The following is a 17,373-nucleotide window of genomic DNA, read 5'->3' as shown; positions in this document are numbered from 1 at the left end:
CCGGGTGTTGGCCTCCAGGATCGATTTACAGCACTCCACCTCAAAGAGGTTTCGGCGTCCTGGTCGGCTTGCTCGGAGGGATACTCGTCGCGGAATTCGGGGCGTGTAGACAGGAAATCGGCCGCAGAGTCAAGACGAGGCCCATGTTGGGCCGTCTCCAGGCTGCATTCAGCCCGTGCTCGACTGGTCGGGCAACTCGGCGGCAACCCTGAGCGGCGAACGCGGATGCAAAAGCAGCACGATCGTCAGCAAGCTGCAGGCGATGCCGATAAAGGCGATGAGAACGGCATCATATGTCGTCCAGCCCGGCCCTTCGAGCGGCCTGGCGGTGAACAGAGCGAAGGAATTGTAGCTTTGCTGATGCGAGATCAGGAGAAACCCGGTCAGATTGTTGCCGAGATGAGCACCCAGGGCGGCGCCAAGATTGCCGGTGGCATAGACCACAAGCGTCAGCAGCAGCGCAAAAGCGGCGATCGAGGCGAGCACGCAGGCGTTGATGGCGGGCGCCGCGCTTGCACTCCAATGCAGCGAGGTGAACAACAGGGCCGGCAACAGCGCCCAGATGAACGGGCTCCTGAACCGGTTGGCCAGGCCGCGCAGCAGATAGCCGCGAAACAGCACCTCTTCCGACGAGGTCTGCAACAAAGTGAGCGCGGCGATCGGGATCAGGAACAGCAGCCAGGACGACAGGCTGATCGGGCCGCGCGCGATCTGTGGCTGCAAGAGATAGAGCAGGATCTCGGATATGAGCGAGGTGATCAGCACCGCGATCAGCCCCTTGAGGAAGTCCGACCGCGAAATACGACGGCTGTTGCCGATCAGCGCCGACAGCTTCTCGCCATGCACCCAGCGCATCGCGACCCACAGGCCGATCCAGATACCGGCAAAAGAGACGAGCGCGGTGAGGATGCCGATGGGCGAAGCTAGGAAGCCCTGCATCACTCCCTCGGGCGGCGGACCCGCTGGTGCCTGCCAGGCGAAGAAGACATAGGTGCCGCCGAACAGCACGGCCGCGGTCGTGGCGGCCCAGAACAGGACCACGATCGCCGTTCCGAGGAAAAGGCGCGGCAAGGTCGTCCTGGCGTTCGGTGACTGCCGGTAGCGCTCGAATGCGGCCGAATCGATCGTCACGCTGGCCCCTTTGCCGAATCCTTCAGCTGTTGATCTAGCCGATGGTCCGGAAAATCGGAATCGATTTTCACAAAGGATTCATGCCCACGCCCAGGATGCGCGGTGCCGCAGGACCGACCGCCTGCCAAGTCACCAGGCGGTCGCTGCTCTCGCGGCGGCCGCCTGTGCTAAATTTACGTTAGCGCACGACGTACATGATGCGCCGCGTCTGCGGATCGATCAGCGCCGGCTGGCCGTTCACATAGACATAGCGGTAGTTGTAGTCCGGAATTTCGCTCAGCTCGACGGTGTCGGGCAGGGTCGCGCCGGTCACCACCTCGCCGTCGAGATAGACGGGGTCGAGGCGATGCGTGTCGACATAGGTTCTGATTTCGGGCGGCGGTGGCGGAAAGGCGTCCTCCATCGGCTCGCCGGCAACGATCGCGCCGGTATAGTCGGTTGAGTAGTTAGCGATGTCCTCCGGCGGCGAGACGACCGCGATGCTGGAACCGTGCGGCCGCTGCGTCAGCACCACCCGGGTGCCGCTGAAATCAGCCGTCACATAATCGGAATAGACCCAACCCTGGCCGCCGGCCTCGGCGATGGTGCACCATTTGCTGTTTTCGATGCAGCCATTGAGCGTCGCCGACTGGCCGGCGGCAAGCACGCCGATGACAGGATATTGTGGGCCCGGCCCGGCGCGGACGTTGAGATCGGTGACGGCGGAGACGGCGGTGTCGGCAAACGCGGCGCCCGACATCACGGTCAGCATTCCGGCGACCGCCGGAAACAATAGGGATTTCATGGTTTCTCTCCGTTTTCTTGGTCCCTCGCCAGCGAAAACGGGTCAGTAACGTATGCGTTCCCGCTAAAACGCCCGCGCCAACTCACGATTTGTTCCCCGTTCTTTCGGCAAACCGGTCAGAAGTTCGTGAACGAAGGCCAATTTCCGCGCGGTGACGTCCGAAATGACAAAGGGGTAGAGGTCGGGCAGGCCCATGCAGCGGTTGATCGAATTGGAGGCTTCAGACAGCACCAGCCAGCGGGCAACGATCGTTTCGAAAGGCTCGGGCGCGGTCGCCGGCTCCGAGGGTGCGGCCTGCGCCCCGCCGCCGGTGTCGCCCCGCGGCAAGTCGTTGGCCTCCACCGTCTCCAGCCGGCCGAGCGGAAAGTTCAACGCGTGGACCATTTCCAGCGTGTCGGTGATGTGCAGGTGGTGCGCCCAGGTCTCGGCCCAGTCCTCCCACGGATGCGCGGTGGCATAGGCCGAGATGTGGCCTTGCTGCCAGTCGGGCGCGGCACCATTGGCGTAATAGGTCTTCAGCGCCTGCTCGTAGTCGGCGCGATCGTCGCCGAATAGCGCGCGGAAAGCCTCCAGCCTTCGCGGATCGTCACGGATCAGGCGGTCCCAGTAGTAATGGCCGAGCTCATGGCGGAAATGGCCGAGCAAGGTGCGATAGTTCTCGCCCATCTCGACGCGCCGCTTCTCGCGCTCCGCCGAGTCGGCCTCGGCGACGTTGAGCGTGATCAGGCCATTGTCGTGGCCGGTCAGGATGCGCTCGCCGCCGGGGCCGCCGCCGATCGGATCGGCGAGGAAGTCGAAGGCCAGGCCGATCTCGTCGGCAGGGCTCTGCTTGGGCGCCACCGGCAGCCCGAAGGCGAGCAGCGAATAGATGGCCCGCTTCTTCGCCGCCTCGACGCGGATCCAGCGGCGGCGGTTGCCGTCGACGGAGAGGTCAGGAATCAGCTGGTTCAGCACGCAGGCGCGGCAAAAAACCTGCCCCGGCTCGGCCATCCAGTTGCAGGCGCATTCGTCGGCATTGGTGCACTGGAAGATGCCGTCGGCGCCCGCCAGCGCAAAGCGGGCGTGCTCGGGATCGTAGAGCACGAGGCTCCTGCAGTTCAGGCACTGGGCGTTCTCGAAATAGATGCGGTGGCTGCAATGCGGGCAGTCGAAGAGTTTCATGTCGGTCTCTAACCTTCAGAGCCAGCATATGTGGGGCGGCACGTGCCCAACGCCAACCGCCCACCGCGTTTGCGCATTTCTCGAAGCTATTTCGCCGCCAGCTGGGCGACGACCTGTCTCGCCACCGCTTCGCCGGACAGTCGCGCGCCGCCGCAGGTCTGGATCAGTGGGCCGGCCAGGTGCTCGCCAGCAAAGAAGATCTTGTCGGCCACAGGCTGCATCAGGGCCGCACGCGCCTGCGAACGGCCGGGGCGGGCGGCCGCATAGGCGCCGCGCACGAAGCGCTCGCCGCCCCAGTTGGTCATCATGGCGCGCCCGACATGCTTGCGCGTATCGCCGCCGAAGATGCCGCACAGCCGATCGACGACGAAGTCGATGCCGGCCGCCTCGCCGGCCGCCGACATCTCCCAGGCGAAATCGCCGCCGACGAAACCAACCATCAGGTCGAGGTCGAATGGGAAACAGAGGAAATAGATGTCGTGCCGGGCCATCCGCTCGATCAGCAGATCGTCGAAGGGCTGCAACCCAAGCCTTGTGCCGGATATTTCGACCGGCAGTTTGGTCAGCATGCCCATCGGCAGGTCGAAGAACGCGCCGAAATGCGTGTCCGGCAGGACCGGCGAAAACGCGATCTCCTCGAAGGCGAGCACCGCCGGCGAAGCGGTGACGATCACCGCTCTGGCGCGGATGGTGCCGCGATCGGTGACGCACGCCACGCCTGGCACGTCCCAAAGGATCTTGCGCACCGGCGTCGACAGTTCGACCGGCACCCCGGCGCCGAAACGCGCGACCAGGGTGCCAAAGCCCTCCTTGCTGAAATAATTCGGGTCGAGATCGGCCGCGGCCTGAAAGTCGCGGATCGAAATCTCGTCCTCGTCGGCGCCGAAATCCATCGGGCCGGCGAAGGTGGCCGCCGCACGTGGCGCGTGGCCCTTGGCGAGCAGCGCCGACAGGCGATCATCACCACCGTCCTTCACCTCATGCCTGGCGAGCAGTTCGAACAACCGCGCGTCGGCGGCCTTCATCTCGGCTTCTTCCGCTTCGCTCGCCTTGCGCTCGCGATAATAGAGATGGTCGACATTCATGTCGTGATGATGCAGCGCCCAGCCAGCCGCCTGAGCTTCAGGAAAATACGGGTTGCGGTCGGAGGCATGCAGCCAGGCGCAGCCGATGTCGAAGGGCACGCCGAAATGCTGGTCGCTGGTCCAGGCACGGCCGCCGATGCGGTCCATCGCTTCGAGCAGGGTGAAGGAGAGGCCCGCCGCCTGCAAGGTCCTGGCCGCAGCGAGACCGGCCGAGCCGGCGCCGATGATGACGACGTCAACGTCTTGCATGGAGTCCCCTGCCACAATAATCACTTGATCGTAGGCAAATTCCACGGCATTCGCCAGCATTGCAGCAGCGACAGTGACAAGTGCGCGTTTCGCTGGCAAGTTCGTAATTGGGACGTGATTCAGGCAACCAGGAGAAAGACATGGCATTTCTTGCCAAGGGAAAGATGTTTGCAGCGACCGTGGTGGCGGTGCTTGCGCTGGTGACGGGCGCGCAGGCGGCGGCCAGCTGCGGCAAGACCGGCGCCGGCTTCGAGGCCTGGAAGCAGGATTTTGCCGCGCAGGCCCAGTCTGAAGGTGTAGGCCCCAAGGGTCTGGCCGCTCTGGCTGGGGCGAACTACGCGACAAAGACGATCTCCGTCGACCGCGGCATTCACAAGGCCTTCAGCGGCTCGGTGGATGATTTCATGAAGCGCCGTGGCGGGGCCGCGATCATTTCCAAGGGCCGGTCGCTGAAGAAGTCGAACGCGGCACTGTTCGCCAAGATCGAAGCGAACTACGGCGTGTCGCCGGGTGTGTTGCTCGCCATCTGGGGCATGGAAACCGGCTTCGGTTCCGCCATGGGCAACCAGAATACGGTCTCAGCCATTCTGACGCTTGCCTATGATTGCCGCCGCCCGGGATTCTTTTACCCGCATGCCATTGCAGCCCTGAAGCTGGTCGACCGCGGGGCGTTGACAGCCTCGTCGGTCGGGGCCGCGCATGGCGAGATTGGCCACACGCAGTTCCTGCCCGGAAATGTCTTGAAATATGGCGTCGGCGGCGGAAACCTGCGCGACAAGGGCACTGCGTTGGCTTCCACCGCCAACTTCCTCAAGGGGCATGGCTGGCGTGCGGGTGCGAGCGCCAGCGCGAATATGGGCGCAATTGCCGGCTGGAATTCCGCGAGCGTCTATCAGCAGGCCATCGCCCGCATCGCCACCGCGATCGACGGCGACTGATAGAAATCTCCAGACTATTCGACGGGAAGCCCGGCCATGCGCCGGGCTTTTTGTTGATGTCCTGAAAGCGGCGCGGATGCAGGGTTTTGGTTTTAGATGAGCAAGACTTGCCTCGCGCCAAGCTGTGCGAGGCCCCGTCTCAATTTACGGTCACATTGAGTGCATAGGAGCAGCCGGCCACCGTCTTGCCCGGATGTAAATCAACAGTTGTGACGTTGAGCGCTATGCGCGTTTCGATCTTAATGCCGTTGGCGTCCTCGGTGCTTTCGACGACGGCTTTCTCGCCCAGGAATTTCTCCGCAGTCGACACCGTTGGAACTATTCCCAATTCATGCCCCAGATCCGGTGCCGAAATCCCGTCAAGGACCGCCATCGGCCCGGTCGCGGTAAAGACGATCGAGCTTGCTTCGCGCCCGAAGGTACGAACCGGCTCCGGCAAGTCGTACTGCTTGAGAAAGAGGTTGCCGGACGTGGCTTCCTTCCAACCGAGCTTTTCCAGCGCAACCGGGCCGTCGCTGATCAAGAAGGCAAAATTATTGGTAGGCGGAGACGCTTGCCTTGCACTCGATCAGCGCGGCAAGGTCGAGAGAGGCGGGGTCGAACTCCTGGCCGGCCGTAGGCGTCGCCAGAAGAACCAGCGGCGCCAGGCAGCGACCGAGACCGCGCATCCGCGTTACTTGTTGCGGTTGCGCGCGGCCAGTGTCCTCAGCCTCAGCGCGTTGAGGCGGATGAAGCCGGCGGCGTCCTTCTGGTCGTAGGCGCCACGGTCGTCCTCGAAGGTGACCAGCGCGTCGGAATAGAGCGTCTTCTTCGACTTGCGGCCGGTGACGATGACGTTGCCCTTGTAGAGCTTCAGCCGCACCGTGCCCTCGACGTCTTCCTGGCTCTTGTCGATCATCGCCTGCAGCATCAGGCGCTCGGGCGCGAACCAGAAGCCGTTGTAGATCAGCTCGGCGTAGCGCGGCATGAACTCGTCCTTGAGGTGGGCGGCACCGCGGTCGAGCGTGATCGATTCGATCGCGCGGTGCGCGGCGATCAGGATGGTGCCGCCGGGCGTCTCGTAGACGCCGCGCGATTTCATGCCGACGAAGCGGTTCTCGACCAGGTCGAGCCGGCCGATGCCATTGTCGCGGCCGAGATCGTTGAGTGCCGCCAGCATGGTTGCCGGCGACAGTCTCTTGCCGTTGAGCGCGATCGGATCGCCCTTGAGGAAATCGATCTCGATCTCGGTGACGGTATCAGGCGCATCCATCGGCGAAACGGTGCGCTGGTGGACGAATTCCGGCGGCTCGCTCCACGGGTCTTCCAGCACCTTGCCCTCGGAGGACGAATGCAGAAGGTTGGCATCGACCGAGAACGGCGCGTCGCCCTTCTTGTCCTTCGGCACCGGGATCTGGTGCTGCTCGGCGAAATTGATCAGGTCGGTACGCGACTTGAACGACCAGTCGCGCCACGGCGCGATGACCTTGATGTCGGGGTTCAGCGCGTAAGCCGAAAGCTCGAAGCGAACCTGGTCGTTGCCCTTGCCGGTGGCGCCATGCGCAATCGCGTCGGCGCCCGTCTCCTTGGCGATCTCGACCAGATGCTTGGAGATCAGCGGCCGCGCGATCGAGGTGCCGAGCAGATAGGTGCCTTCATAGACGGCATTGGCACGGAACATCGGGAAGACGAAGTCGGAAACGAATTCCTCGCGCACGTCAACGACGCGGATGTCCTTGATGCCCATCATCTCCGCCTTGCGGCGCGCCGGCTCGAGTTCGCCGCCCTGGCCGAGATCGGCGGTGAAGGTCACGACTTCGGCGCCGAGCTCGGTCTGCAGCCATTTCAGGATGATGGATGTGTCGAGGCCGCCGGAATAGGCGAGCACGACTTTCTTGACGTCTTTGGCCTTGGACATTTCTGCTCCGTCGATGGCGGACGCCCCAGCCGAGGCGTCACGGATTGTCGGAGGGCCTTTTAGCAGGAACAGCAAAGCGAGCAAGCACGCGCGCGTGCAAGGCTTCTGGTCCAGCGCATGGCGAGCGGCGATTGCGGCGGTGGCCGCCCGCTGACGCCCTGGTTTGCGTGCCTGCTGGATCGACCATCGGATCGCTCCTGCGTCTGGCACCGTCGCGACGCATCCTGTATAGGCGCCTGCAATCCGCCGGGGCCGCCCATGTCGTTCATTCCAGACACCACCACGCTGATCCAGTTCGCCATCGCCACAATTATCCTGGCGATCACGCCCGGGCCGGACATGACCTTGTTCGTCTCGCGCACGCTGAGCCAGGGCCGCGCCACCGGCTTTGCCTCGATGGCCGGCGCGCTGTGCGGCACGCTGATCCACACCACGCTGGTGGTGGTCGGTGTCTCGGCGCTGATCGTCGCTTCGCCGATGGCCTTCTTCGTGCTGAAGATCTTTGGCGCCGGCTATCTCGTCTTCCTGGCCTGGCAGGCGATCGCCAGGGGCTCGGCCTTTTCGCCGGAGAAGAAAACCGGCCCCGAAATTTCGCTGTTGCGCAGCTGGGCGGCGGGGCTCGGCGTCAATCTGCTCAACCCGAAGATCATCCTGTTCTTCATGACCTTCCTGCCGCAGTTCGTGTCCGCGCATGATCCGAGCGCACCGGGAAAGCTGTTTTTCCTTGGGCTCATGTTCATCGTGCTGTCGATTCCAGTGACCGTGCCGATGGTGCTGGCGGCGGAAAAGTTCTCTGCGGCGATGAAGGCCAGCCCACGCGTCACGCGGGTGGTCGACTATCTCTTTGCCGGCGTGTTCTCCGCCTTCGCGCTCAAGATCCTGACCGCGCAGGCGAAGTAGGGGCGTCATCCTGTTCGGCCATCATCTTCGGATCCTGGCTCGCCCTGCCACCAGCTTCCGGCCCAGCGCCCGGCGCTGAGCCAGTAGAAGATGCCGCCGACCATGCCGCCGCCGATCACCGCCATGATGGCGCTGGTGTCCCTGACCGCGAAGGTCGTGTCACCATTGTGGTCGACAAGGCCGAGGAAGACGGCCGCAACCACCGCGCCTGCCAGCGCATAGAACAGCCAGTCGCGCCGGCCGAGGATTTCGGCAAGCAGGATGACGACGGAAGCCGGCATCAGGGCGAAATAAGCGACGAACAGGGCGACGAAGGGAATTGAGAAATACAGGGAAGCCGTCGCTGTCGGATGCGCGTGCTCCGGCGCGTAGCCAAGTGACGCCAGGAACAGGACGTTGAGGAAGGCGCTCGCCGCCAGCGAGGCGACGGCATAGCCGAACAGGATAACAGTGAAACGGACGAGGTAGCCGACGAGACGGGTCATCCCAAATCCCGGCCCAAATCCCGGCGCATGCCAGACCTGCGCCCTGCCAGAAGCCAGTAGACCGAACCGGCGGCAATGCCGGCCGTGGCCAGAAAACCGAGAAAGCCCGGGTTGAAAACAAAGCTGCCTGCCGAGCGCGGCATGGATACGCCAAAGGCGATAGACGTGATCGCACCCGTGGCGGCAAAGTAGAACCATCCCCGAAGCAAAAACCGTTCGGCGACAAAGAGTGCGGGGCCGACGATCAACAGCGCGCCGACCATCACGGTCAACACGGCGAGCGGGAAAGAACCCAGCCAGTCGAAGGCGAAAATGATGGACCAGTTGCCGTCTTCCAGACCTTCCAGAAGAGCGATCAGCAGCACGGGGACCAGGATCGAGGTCAGCACGGCGGCGACATAGCCTACTGCCATCATGGCGAGGCGCTTCAGCCAGGCGACGAGGCGGCTCACGCCTCGCCGTGCCCCGCAATCATCATCGCTTCAAGGGCCAGCCTGTCGACCTTGCGCATGCGCTCGGAATCCGACTTGAGCTGGCCGCAGGCGGCCAGGATGTCGCGGCCGCGCGGCGTGCGGATCGGCGAGGCATAGCCGGCATTGTTGATGTAGTCGGCGAATTTCTCGATCGTCTCCCAGTCCGAGCACTGGTAGTTGGTGCCTGGCCATGGGTTGAACGGGATCAGGTTGATCTTCGCCGGAATGCCCTTGAGCAGCTTGATCAGCCCCTTGGCGTCCTCGATGGAATCGTTGACGTCCTTCAGCATCACATATTCGAAGGTGATGCGCTTGGCGTTCGACAGGCCGGGATAGGCGCGGCAGGCGGCGATCAGCTCCTTGAGCGGATACTTCTTGTTGATCGGCACCAGCAAGTCGCGCAGATCGTCATTGGTTGCATGCAGCGAGATCGCCAGCATGACGCCGATCTCCTCGCCGGTGCGGAAGATCTCCGGCACGACGCCGGAGGTCGACAGCGTGATGCGCCGCTTCGACAAGGAAAGACCATCGCCGTCGGAGGCGATCAGCAGCGCCTTCTTCACGGCCTCGAAATTGTAGAGCGGCTCGCCCATGCCCATCATGACGATGTTGGAGACCTTGCGGCCTTCGGCTGGCACGATGGCGCCGTCGGGCGTGTCGCGGTCTGGGAAATCGCCGAGCCGGTCGCGGGCGGTGAGCAACTGGGCGAGGATTTCCTCGGCCGTCAGGTTGCGGACCAGCTTCTGCGTGCCGGTGTGGCAGAACGAGCAGGTCAGCGTGCAGCCGACCTGCGAGGAGATGCACAGCGTGCCGCGGCCTTCCTCGGGAATGTAGACGGTTTCGATCTCGACGGGCCGGCCGGCGCCGCGCGGCGGAAAACGGAACAGCCATTTGCGCGTGCCGTCGGAGGAGATCTGCTCCTCTACGATCTCCGGCCTGGCGACGGTGAAATGCTTGTCGAGTTCGGCGCGCAGGTCCTTGGAGATGTTGAACATGCCGGCGAAGTCGGAGACGCCGCGCACATACATCCAGTGCCAGAGTTGCTGGGCGCGCATCTTGGCCTGGCGCTCGGGTACGGTGCCTGATGCAACCAGAGCCTCGGCGAGTTCGACCCGCGTCAGGCCGATCAGCGACGGCTTTTCGGGCTGTGCCGCGCGGGCGCGCAACGCGTCACGGGCGCCGTCAATGGTGAGGTCGAATGAAAGGGTCATGGTTGCACTGATATAAGCGGTTTGCGGCTGATTTCACGCATCGTGCCGGAAAGGAAGCGCGGCGCATAGCACAGGTTGAGGGCAGAGTCATGCGGAGTGCGGTGACGCAGCCTCGTCAGAGATCCAACAACAGACCCAAAAACAGAAGGCCGGGCTTTGCGGCCCGGCCTGTTCCTCAAAACGAAGCTTCGCCTATTTGCACTTGGCGATCGATGTCAGCGCCGCCGAGATGCCCTTCAGCGAGAAGACATAGCTGGTCGGGTTGCCGCGACCGGACTTCGCCGTCACCTTCATGTCGGTGCCGGTCTTCATGGCGGCGATCAGCACCGGCTCCTCGGCGGCGTTCTCGACCCAGGCGGACTTGCCGCGCGTGAACATCGAGAAGGTCTTCTTGTCGATGGTGACAGTGGCCTTCGAGCCTTCCTGGAAATTGTAGCCGGCGATGAATTGCGGCTCATAGGACACTTGCTGGCCGGGCCGCTGGCTGACGAAGAAGAACATGTCGCCATGGTCGAGCGTCGGCGGCTGCTTGTCGGTCGGCACGGTCAGGACATAGCAGACCTTGCCGCCCGATGCCTGGTAGCTGTAGGTGCCCCAGGCATTGTGCTGGCCGATCTTGGTCGCCGACTGCGCCAGTGCCGGCGCTGCCACGGCCACCAGGACCAGGCTCGAAACTAGTGCAATCAATCCGCGCATCGCTTTTCCCGTATTCCAACTGGTGCGGAGGCAGGCCGGCTCGGCGTCCTGCCCGTCGCTTCATTTTGATTTAATCTGGGTTACCAAACGGTGAACTTCCTTTGAGAAAAGGACCCTCACCCGAGGAAACCGCCGCCATTCCCGCGCCGCCGCCTCTCAGCGGGCGGCGCGACGTCCCTTCGGCGACTTGGAGGCCACGAAAGCGGCAAGAGTTTGACTTTTTGCGCTGCCGCCGAAAGCCGGCTTGAACGGCGTTTCGCGTGCGTGTTCAGCCCTTGTCGGCGATGGCGTCCTTGGCGGCCTGCCGGTGCGCCGGGGTGATGTGGGCGCTGACGGCGGTGATCGCGGCGGTGAGCACGGCGATGTCGTCGGTGAAGCCAAGCCCGAGGACGAAGTCGGGGATGACATCCACAGGCAGCACGAAATAGCCGAGCGCGGCCAGCAGAATGCCCTTGGCGCGCAACGGCGTGTTCTTGTCCATGGCGCAGTAATAGGCGGCCACGACCTCTTCCATGAAGGGGATCTGCCGCGCGGCCTTCTTGGCCGTGCGCCAGAATTTCTCGCGCACTTCGTTCTCGTCGCCGAGCTTGCCGCCAAGGCCGAAGAAATCAAAACCGGATTGTCGCGCCATCAGTCTCTCCTTGCAGGGTTCATGCGTATCCCGGCGCGTGCCCGCGAGCGAAAATGTGGTGAAACCCGACCCCGGCTACAAGATGCCGGCGCCGATTTGGGTTTGCCGCCGTATCGTGGACGTTGCGATACCTGGGGCGACACCGACATCAGCCGCTAACGAAGCGGTTCATCTTCTTCGCCAGATCGATATCAAGCGCGGTGACGCCGCCGGCATCGTGGGTGTTGAGCGTCACGTCGACGGTCTTGTAGACATTCGACCAGTCGGGATGGTGGTCCATCTTCTCGGCTGCGAGTGCGACGCGGGTCATGAAGGCGAAAGCCTCGGAGAAATTCGCGAAGATGAAGGTGCGCTTGATGGAGGCACCGTCCGCCGCCGGTGCCCAGCCTTCGAGCCCGACCAGCGCGGCGGCGATTGCGTCCTTGCCCAGTTTCTCTCTCGTCATGTCAGCCTCCCGTGCTATTTCCAAAATGACTCTCACCATAGTGCATGTCGCCCAAAAGTGCGTTGTGGTTTTGGGACAACGATATGCACAAGAACAAATCCGGATCGATGAGCGCGAAGCCCATAAATTCCATTCTCTTCGTCTGCCTCGGCAACATCTGCCGGTCGCCGCTGGCGGAAGGCGTCTTTCGCGCCGTTTGGGCGGAGCGCGCGTCGGGCCGGAATATGCTGCTCGATTCAGCGGCAACCAGTGGCTGGGAGGTCGGCTCCGCCCCCGATCCACGCTCGATCGCTGTGGCGGTGCGCCACGGCGTCGACATCTCCAGGCAGAAGGCGCGCAAGATCACGCCGCTGGATTTTCACCGCTTCGACCTCATCCTCGGCATGGACCGGTCGAATGTCGCCGACCTGAAAGCGCTGGCGCCGGCAGCCATGCGCGAGCGGGTGCAACTGTTCCTGGAGTTCGCGCATGGCAAGACAGGCGACGTGCCGGACCCCTATTATGACGGGGCGGAAGCCTTCGCTTCGGTCTACCGCATGATCCGCGAGGCGTCGGAGGCGCTGGCGACAAGGCTGGAGGCACGGGCGTCCGTGCCTGACAGCGGCCAGGCTTCCTCGACGATGTAGGGGCCGCCGCCGACCGAATCGCGCGACGACATCAGCACGAAACGGCCGATGCGGAACGGCAGCGTCGAGAAATTGCCGCGTGCCGACAGATATTGGGCGACGTCCAGCGGGGTCGAATTGCGTAGCCTTGCAAGTGTGATATGCGGCATGAACTTGCGCGGGTCGGCGGGGATGCCGAGCCGCTGGCAGATGCGGTCGATTTCGCCCTGAAGGGCGGCAAGATCGGGCGAGGCGGAAGCGCCGGCCCACACCGCATGCGGCTTCTTCTGGCCGAAAGCACCGACGCCGGACAGCGCCAGCGAGAAAGAGGGGCGATGGACACGGTCGAGCGCGTTGGCGATCTCGTCGGCGACATGGCCTGGAACATCGCCGATGAAGCGCAGCGTCAGATGGTAGTTCTCGACGTCGATCCAGCGGGCTCCTGGCAGGCCGCCCCGCAGCAGGGACAGCGAAAGGGCGGCGTCACGCGGTATTTCGAGGGCGGTGAAAAGACGCGGCATGAAGAGCCTCCCTTCCTCGAATCGAACTGTACCCATAGCGAATCATCGATAGTCAAACGGGGCAAGATGTTTGTTGGTCACAGTCTTTGTTAAAAAGCTTCCCCAGCGGAAACAGCCGCAGTCCCGCCTCACGAACCGCCCGACACCGCCGCGATGGCCTTCTCGACGGTGGGCAGGATGCGTTCGACCATCTGGCTGACGCCCTGCGCGTTCGGATGCAGGCCGTCCTCGAGCTGCATGCCGGGCTGGCCGGCGACGCCGTCGAGAAAGAACGGGTAGAGCGCAACGCCATATTTCTTGGCAAGGTCCGGAAAGATGGCGTCGAAGGCGTTCTGATAATCGGGGCCGAGATTGGGTGCGGCGCGCATGCCGGCCAAAAGCACGGCAATCTTGCGCTCTTTCAGCTTGCCCAGCATCTCGTCGAGGTTCTTTTTGGTGATGTCGGGCGAGACGCCGCGCAGCATGTCGTTGGCGCCGAGTTCGAGGATGACCAGTTGCGTGCCGTCCGGCACCGACCAGTCGAGCCGCGCCAGGCCGCCGCTCGTCGTATCGCCGGAGACGCCGGCATTGGCGACGGTCACATCCCGGCCCTTGGCGCCAAGCGCTGCCTGCAACCTGTCGGTAAAGCCCTGGTCCGGCCCAAGGCCGAAGCCCGCCATCAGACTGTCACCGAAGCCGACGATCTTGAACGGCTCGGCACGCGCCGACGACATGGCGCCGCAAATGGCGAGGAAAACCATGAGGCCTGCGGCGATCAGGCGTTTGAAAGACATGCGGCAGGCCCCATATGAACAAGGAATTCTTCCGGCGACGGCTTCCAGACTAGCAGAGCCTTCATCCCTTGATATAGGACGCTTTCATTTTGACAGAAGCCGTCATCGCGCTGAAAGACGTTTCCCTGACCCTCGGCGAGAGGGCTTCATCGGTCCATGTGCTGAAGGGCGTCAGCCTCGACGTGGCGGCTGGCGAAGCGACCGGCATCGTGGGCCCCTCGGGCTCCGGCAAGTCGACATTGCTGATGGTTCTGGCAGGCCTGGAAAGGGTCGATTCGGGTACGGTTCGAATCGCCGGCGAGTTGCTCAACGGCAAGAGCGAGGATCAGACTGCTTCGTTTCGTGGCCGAAACATTGGCATCGTGTTCCAGTCCTTCCATCTCATTCCCAACATGACGGCGCTCGAAAATGTCGCGGTGCCGCTGGAACTGGCCGGCCATGCCGATCCGTTTTCGGTGGCGGCGCGCGAGCTGGCGGCGGTTGGCCTCAGCGACCGTGTCACCCACTATCCCGGCGAATTGTCGGGCGGCGAGCAGCAGCGCGTGGCGATCGCCCGGGCGCTGGCGCCGTCGCCGCGCATTTTGATCGCCGACGAGCCGACCGGCAATCTCGACCAGGCGACCGGGCGGCAGGTCGCCGACCTCCTGTTCGCCAAGGCGGCCGAGCGCGGCATGACGCTGGTGCTGGTCACCCATGATCCGGCCCTTGCGGCACGCTGTTCGCGCCAGGTTTCGATGCGGTCCGGCCGGATCGAAGCGCCGGCGCCCGTCAAGGTGACGGCCTGATGCCATTGTCGCAGACGCTGAAGCTCGCGGTTCGCTTTTCGCTGCGCGAGATGCGCGGCGGCCTGTCCGGCTTCCTGATCTTCCTCGCCTGTATCGCGCTCGGCGTCGCGGCCATTGGCGGCGTCAACTCGGTGGCGCGTTCGATCACCGCCGGTGTCGCCAATCAGGGCCAGACGCTGCTTGGCGGCGATCTTCGCTTCCAAATCAGCCAGCGTGACGCCAGCCAGACTGAACGCGCCTTCCTTGACGGGCTCGGCACAGTTTCGCGGACCGCCAGCATGCGCTCGATGGCGCGTCTGGCCGACGGAACCGACCAGGCGCTGGTCGAGGCAAAGGCGGTCGACCATGCCTACCCGCTCTATGGCACGCTGGAAACCGAGCCGGCGCTGTCGAAGCATGAACTGTTCGGCGAAGAGTTCGGTGTTTTCGGCGCCGCGGCCCCCGATCTGCTGTTCGAGCGGCTGCATCTTAAGCTCGGCGACCGGCTGAAGCTCGGTACCGCCACCTTCGAACTGCGCGCCAGGCTGGTCACCGAACCGGACGCTGTGTCCGACGGTTTCGGCTTCGCGCCAAGGCTGATGATTTCGACAGAAGGGCTGGCGGCCACCGGACTGATCCAGCCGGGCAGCCTGGTCGAGAATGCTTACAAGATCCGGCTGCCAGCAGACGCCGACGAGGCAAAGCTGAAGGCCATCCAGTATCAGGCGGCCAGGGATTTTCCCGAGGCCGGCTGGTCGATCCGTACGCGCAGCAATGCCGCCCCGGCGCTGTCGTCCAACATCGAACGTTTCTCGCAATTCCTGACCCTGGTCGGGCTGACGGCGCTGGTGGTCGGCGGCGTCGGCGTCGCCAATGCGGTGCGTGCCTATCTCGACGGCAAGCGCGGCGTCATCGCCACCTTCAAGAGTCTGGGCGCTTCGGGCGGCTTCGTCTTTGCCGTCTACCTCGTGCAGATCCTGATCATCGCAGCGCTCGGCATCGTCCTGGGGCTGGTGCTGGGCGCACTGATGCCGTTCGCGGCGAGTGCCGCACTTCAGTCCGTTATTCCGGTGCCGGCGGAAGGCGGCTTCTATCCCGGTGCACTCGGCATGGCGGCGCTGTTCGGCCTGCTGGTGACGCTGGCCTTCGCGCTGCTGCCGCTCGGCCGCGCCCGCGACGTGCCGGCCACCGCGCTGTTTCGCGAGATGGGGCTGGAAGGCCGCGGTTTCCCGCGTCCGGTCTATGTCGCGACGGCTGTCGGCATTGCGCTGTTGCTGGCGGCGCTGGCAATTCTGTTCTCGGGCGACCAGCGCATCGCCTCGATCTTCGTCGGCGCCACCATCTTCGCTTTCCTGGTGCTGCGCCTGGTTGGCGCGCTGGTGCAATGGGCGGCCAGGAAGAGCCCGCGTGTGCGCTTCGTGGCGCTGCGGCTCGCCGTCGGCAACATCCATCGGCCCGGCGCACTGACGCCGTCGGTGGTGCTGTCGCTGGGGCTCGGCCTGACGCTGCTGGTGACGCTGGCGCTGATCGACGGCAATCTCAGGCGCCAGATCTCCGGCAGCCTGCCGGAGCGGGCGCCGAACTTCTTCTTCGTCGACATCCAGAGCAGCGATGTCGATTCCTTCTCCGCGCTGATCGGCAAGGAGGCACCTCGGGGAACGCTGGCCAAGGTGCCGATGCTGCGCGGCCGGGTGATGGCGCTGAACGGCGTCGATGCCGACAAGGTGAAGGTACCGGCGGAAGGCGCCTGGGTCCTGAAGGGTGATCGTGGGCTGACCTATGACGCCAAGCAGCCGGAAAACACGACGCTGACGGAGGGCAGCTGGTGGCCAGATAAGTATAGCGGCGAGCCGCTGGTCTCGTTTTCGGCGCAAGAAGGCAAGGAGATCGGCCTGAAGCTCGGCGACACCATCACCGTCAATGTGCTCGGCCGCAATGTCACGGCCAGGATCGCCAATTTCCGCCAGGTCGAATGGGAGACGATGGGCATCAATTTCGTCATGGTGTTCTCGCCCAACACATTCGCCGGCGCCCCGCATGGCTGGATGGCGACGCTGACCGAAAAGAATGCCTCGACGGCGGACGATGCCCGCATCCTTAATGCCGTCACCCGAGCCTTCCCGGCGGTGACGTCGGTCCGGGTCAAAGATGCGCTCGATGTCGTCAACCGGCTGGTCGGGCAGCTCGGCACGGCTATCCGGGCGGCGGCCGGCGTGGCGCTGATCGCTTCGGTGCTGGTGCTGGCCGGTGCGCTTGCCGCCGGCAACCGGGCGCGCATCCATGACGCGGTGGTGCTGAAGACGCTGGGTGCGACGCGCAGGACGTTGATCACGGCCTTCTCGCTCGAATACATGCTGATCGGGCTCGCCACCGCGATCTTCGCGCTGGCGGCAGGCGGTGCAGCTGCCTGGTTCGTCGTTGCCCGCATCATGACATTGCCGTCGCATTTCATGCCCGAAGTGGCGGTGGCGACCATTCTGTTCTCGCTGGTGATCACGGTCGGCATCGGTCTCGCCGGCACCTGGCGGGTGCTTGGCCAGAAGGCAGCACCGGTGCTGCGCAACCTGTGATCTCAGGCCCGCAACGGCCATCCCGGATCTTGGCCTGGATTAAATCTTGGTAAG

The 17,373-nt window shown here is 64.0% G+C and carries 20 protein-coding genes; 5 read left to right on the top strand and 15 right to left on the bottom strand.

Going from position 1 to position 17,373, the window contains the following annotated elements:
• Window positions 1-168: 168 nt before the first annotated feature.
• The 4 genes from ASD99_RS24850 to ASD99_RS24835 all read right to left on the bottom strand — a co-directional run bounded on the left by ASD99_RS24850 (window position 169) and on the right by ASD99_RS24835 (window position 4,410).
• Complete coding sequence (locus ASD99_RS24850) at window positions 169-1,131, bottom strand: CPBP family intramembrane glutamic endopeptidase (RefSeq protein ID WP_057145212.1); 963 nt, start codon at window positions 1,129-1,131, stop codon at window positions 169-171.
• Window positions 1,132-1,309: 178 nt separating this feature from the next.
• Entirely contained in the window at window positions 1,310-1,915 is a 606-nt protein-coding gene (locus tag ASD99_RS24845) for a DUF1236 domain-containing protein (RefSeq protein ID WP_057145211.1), read from the bottom strand.
• A 63-nt stretch (window positions 1,916-1,978) separates the two neighbouring features.
• Window positions 1,979-3,076: a putative zinc-binding metallopeptidase gene (locus ASD99_RS24840; RefSeq protein ID WP_057145210.1), complete on the bottom strand. Its 1,098-nt coding sequence runs from the start codon at window positions 3,074-3,076 to the stop codon at window positions 1,979-1,981.
• 86 nt (window positions 3,077-3,162) lie between these two features.
• Window positions 3,163-4,410, bottom strand: a complete 1,248-nt coding sequence (locus tag ASD99_RS24835) for a flavin monoamine oxidase family protein (RefSeq protein ID WP_057145250.1) — start codon at window positions 4,408-4,410, stop codon at window positions 3,163-3,165.
• Window positions 4,411-4,550: 140 nt separating this feature from the next.
• Between ASD99_RS24835 and ASD99_RS24830 the strand changes: the two genes are divergently transcribed.
• Entirely contained in the window at window positions 4,551-5,348 is a 798-nt protein-coding gene (locus ASD99_RS24830; RefSeq protein ID WP_056585666.1) for a lytic transglycosylase domain-containing protein, read from the top strand.
• Window positions 5,349-5,487: 139 nt separating this feature from the next.
• Here ASD99_RS24830 and ASD99_RS24825 read toward each other — a convergent pair whose 3' ends face one another.
• Genes ASD99_RS24825 through ASD99_RS24820 form a run of 3 tightly spaced genes read right to left on the bottom strand, consistent with a single transcriptional unit; the run spans window position 5,488 to window position 7,245 of the window.
• Window positions 5,488-5,871 carry a hypothetical protein gene (locus tag ASD99_RS24825; RefSeq protein ID WP_244497887.1) on the bottom strand — a complete coding sequence of 128 codons (384 nt, stop codon included), beginning with the start codon at window positions 5,869-5,871 and terminating at the stop codon, window positions 5,488-5,490.
• Window positions 5,872-5,881: 10 nt separating this feature from the next.
• Window positions 5,882-6,016, bottom strand: coding sequence for a hypothetical protein (locus tag ASD99_RS35225; RefSeq protein ID WP_274533723.1), 135 nt, complete (start codon window positions 6,014-6,016; stop codon window positions 5,882-5,884).
• A 5-nt stretch (window positions 6,017-6,021) separates the two neighbouring features.
• Window positions 6,022-7,245 carry an argininosuccinate synthase gene (locus ASD99_RS24820; RefSeq protein WP_056585670.1) on the bottom strand — a complete coding sequence of 408 codons (1,224 nt, stop codon included), beginning with the start codon at window positions 7,243-7,245 and terminating at the stop codon, window positions 6,022-6,024.
• Window positions 7,246-7,503: 258 nt separating this feature from the next.
• On the opposite strand from ASD99_RS24820, the gene ASD99_RS24815 reads away from it, so the two are divergent.
• Window positions 7,504-8,145 carry a LysE family translocator gene (locus ASD99_RS24815; protein WP_057145209.1) on the top strand — a complete coding sequence of 214 codons (642 nt, stop codon included), beginning with the start codon at window positions 7,504-7,506 and terminating at the stop codon, window positions 8,143-8,145.
• Between the two features lie 5 nt (window positions 8,146-8,150).
• On the opposite strand, the gene ASD99_RS24810 is transcribed toward ASD99_RS24815, so the two are convergent.
• The 6 genes from ASD99_RS24810 to ASD99_RS24785 form a co-directional block, all read right to left on the bottom strand.
• Complete coding sequence (locus ASD99_RS24810) at window positions 8,151-8,630, bottom strand: hypothetical protein (RefSeq protein WP_057145208.1); 480 nt, start codon at window positions 8,628-8,630, stop codon at window positions 8,151-8,153.
• Window positions 8,627-9,082 carry a hypothetical protein gene (locus tag ASD99_RS24805; RefSeq protein ID WP_057145207.1) on the bottom strand — a complete coding sequence of 152 codons (456 nt, stop codon included), beginning with the start codon at window positions 9,080-9,082 and terminating at the stop codon, window positions 8,627-8,629. The genes ASD99_RS24810 and ASD99_RS24805 overlap by 4 nt, the downstream gene beginning before the upstream one ends.
• Window positions 9,079-10,314: a 23S rRNA (adenine(2503)-C(2))-methyltransferase RlmN gene (gene rlmN / locus ASD99_RS24800; protein WP_056585676.1), complete on the bottom strand. Its 1,236-nt coding sequence runs from the start codon at window positions 10,312-10,314 to the stop codon at window positions 9,079-9,081. The genes ASD99_RS24805 and rlmN overlap by 4 nt, the downstream gene beginning before the upstream one ends.
• 192 nt (window positions 10,315-10,506) lie before the next feature.
• Window positions 10,507-11,010 carry an invasion associated locus B family protein gene (locus ASD99_RS24795; RefSeq protein WP_056585679.1) on the bottom strand — a complete coding sequence of 168 codons (504 nt, stop codon included), beginning with the start codon at window positions 11,008-11,010 and terminating at the stop codon, window positions 10,507-10,509.
• Window positions 11,011-11,278: 268 nt separating this feature from the next.
• Entirely contained in the window at window positions 11,279-11,641 is a 363-nt protein-coding gene (locus tag ASD99_RS24790; RefSeq protein ID WP_056585682.1) for a YkvA family protein, read from the bottom strand.
• A gap of 148 nt (window positions 11,642-11,789) precedes the next feature.
• Window positions 11,790-12,086: a 4a-hydroxytetrahydrobiopterin dehydratase gene (locus ASD99_RS24785; protein WP_082583413.1), complete on the bottom strand. Its 297-nt coding sequence runs from the start codon at window positions 12,084-12,086 to the stop codon at window positions 11,790-11,792.
• 107 nt (window positions 12,087-12,193) lie between these two features.
• Here ASD99_RS24785 and ASD99_RS32740 point away from each other — a divergent pair, with 107 nt between their 5' ends.
• Window positions 12,194-12,712, top strand: coding sequence for a low molecular weight protein-tyrosine-phosphatase (locus ASD99_RS32740; RefSeq protein WP_056586794.1), 519 nt, complete (start codon window positions 12,194-12,196; stop codon window positions 12,710-12,712).
• Here the strand turns inward: ASD99_RS32740 and thpR are convergent.
• Complete coding sequence (thpR, locus tag ASD99_RS24775; RefSeq protein WP_056585685.1) at window positions 12,616-13,212, bottom strand: RNA 2',3'-cyclic phosphodiesterase; 597 nt, start codon at window positions 13,210-13,212, stop codon at window positions 12,616-12,618. The two genes, ASD99_RS32740 and thpR, sit on opposite strands and share 97 nt — an antisense overlap.
• A gap of 128 nt (window positions 13,213-13,340) precedes the next feature.
• A complete protein-coding gene (locus ASD99_RS24770) occupies window positions 13,341-13,985 on the bottom strand; it encodes an arylesterase (protein WP_056585688.1) in 645 nt (214 codons plus the stop codon).
• Between the two features lie 89 nt (window positions 13,986-14,074).
• On the opposite strand from ASD99_RS24770, the gene ASD99_RS24765 reads away from it, so the two are divergent.
• Window positions 14,075-14,770, top strand: a complete 696-nt coding sequence (locus ASD99_RS24765) for an ABC transporter ATP-binding protein (protein ID WP_057145204.1) — start codon at window positions 14,075-14,077, stop codon at window positions 14,768-14,770.
• The gene (locus ASD99_RS24760) at window positions 14,770-17,319 is read left to right on the top strand and encodes an ABC transporter permease (RefSeq protein ID WP_056585692.1); all 2,550 of its coding nucleotides are present in this window, start codon (window positions 14,770-14,772) and stop codon (window positions 17,317-17,319) included. Before ASD99_RS24765 ends, ASD99_RS24760 begins: the two co-directional genes overlap by 1 nt.
• Window positions 17,320-17,373: the final 54 nt, after the last annotated feature.

The organism is Mesorhizobium sp. Root695 (assembly GCF_001428185.1).
In the GTDB taxonomy this organism is placed as follows: Bacteria; Pseudomonadota; Alphaproteobacteria; order Rhizobiales; family Rhizobiaceae; genus Mesorhizobium.
Note: the sequence above shows the minus strand (reverse complement) of the source record. Positions and strands in the feature narration are given on the sequence as shown.

Bases quoted from the DNA above. Each gene is read 5' to 3' on its own strand.
- ASD99_RS24760 (WP_056585692.1), top strand. From the start codon at position 14,770: ATGCCATTGTCGCAGACGCTGAAGCTCGCGGTTCGCTTTTCGCTGCGC.
- ASD99_RS24770 (WP_056585688.1), bottom strand. From the start codon at position 13,985: ATGTCTTTCAAACGCCTGATCGCCGCAGGCCTCATGGTTTTCCTCGCC.
- ASD99_RS24790 (WP_056585682.1), bottom strand. From the start codon at position 11,641: ATGGCGCGACAATCCGGTTTTGATTTCTTCGGCCTTGGCGGCAAGCTC.
- ASD99_RS35225 (WP_274533723.1), bottom strand. From the start codon at position 6,016: ATGCGCGGTCTCGGTCGCTGCCTGGCGCCGCTGGTTCTTCTGGCGACG.
- ASD99_RS24820 (WP_056585670.1), bottom strand. From the start codon at position 7,245: ATGTCCAAGGCCAAAGACGTCAAGAAAGTCGTGCTCGCCTATTCCGGC.
- rlmN (WP_056585676.1), bottom strand. From the start codon at position 10,314: ATGACCCTTTCATTCGACCTCACCATTGACGGCGCCCGTGACGCGTTG.
- ASD99_RS24795 (WP_056585679.1), bottom strand. From the start codon at position 11,010: ATGCGCGGATTGATTGCACTAGTTTCGAGCCTGGTCCTGGTGGCCGTG.
- ASD99_RS24840 (WP_057145210.1), bottom strand. From the start codon at position 3,076: ATGAAACTCTTCGACTGCCCGCATTGCAGCCACCGCATCTATTTCGAG.
- ASD99_RS24845 (WP_057145211.1), bottom strand. From the start codon at position 1,915: ATGAAATCCCTATTGTTTCCGGCGGTCGCCGGAATGCTGACCGTGATG.
- ASD99_RS32740 (WP_056586794.1), top strand. From the start codon at position 12,194: ATGAGCGCGAAGCCCATAAATTCCATTCTCTTCGTCTGCCTCGGCAAC.
- ASD99_RS24830 (WP_056585666.1), top strand. From the start codon at position 4,551: ATGGCATTTCTTGCCAAGGGAAAGATGTTTGCAGCGACCGTGGTGGCG.
- ASD99_RS24785 (WP_082583413.1), bottom strand. From the start codon at position 12,086: ATGACGAGAGAGAAACTGGGCAAGGACGCAATCGCCGCCGCGCTGGTC.
- ASD99_RS24835 (WP_057145250.1), bottom strand. From the start codon at position 4,410: ATGCAAGACGTTGACGTCGTCATCATCGGCGCCGGCTCGGCCGGTCTC.
- ASD99_RS24810 (WP_057145208.1), bottom strand. From the start codon at position 8,630: ATGACCCGTCTCGTCGGCTACCTCGTCCGTTTCACTGTTATCCTGTTC.
- ASD99_RS24815 (WP_057145209.1), top strand. From the start codon at position 7,504: ATGTCGTTCATTCCAGACACCACCACGCTGATCCAGTTCGCCATCGCC.
- thpR (WP_056585685.1), bottom strand. From the start codon at position 13,212: ATGCCGCGTCTTTTCACCGCCCTCGAAATACCGCGTGACGCCGCCCTT.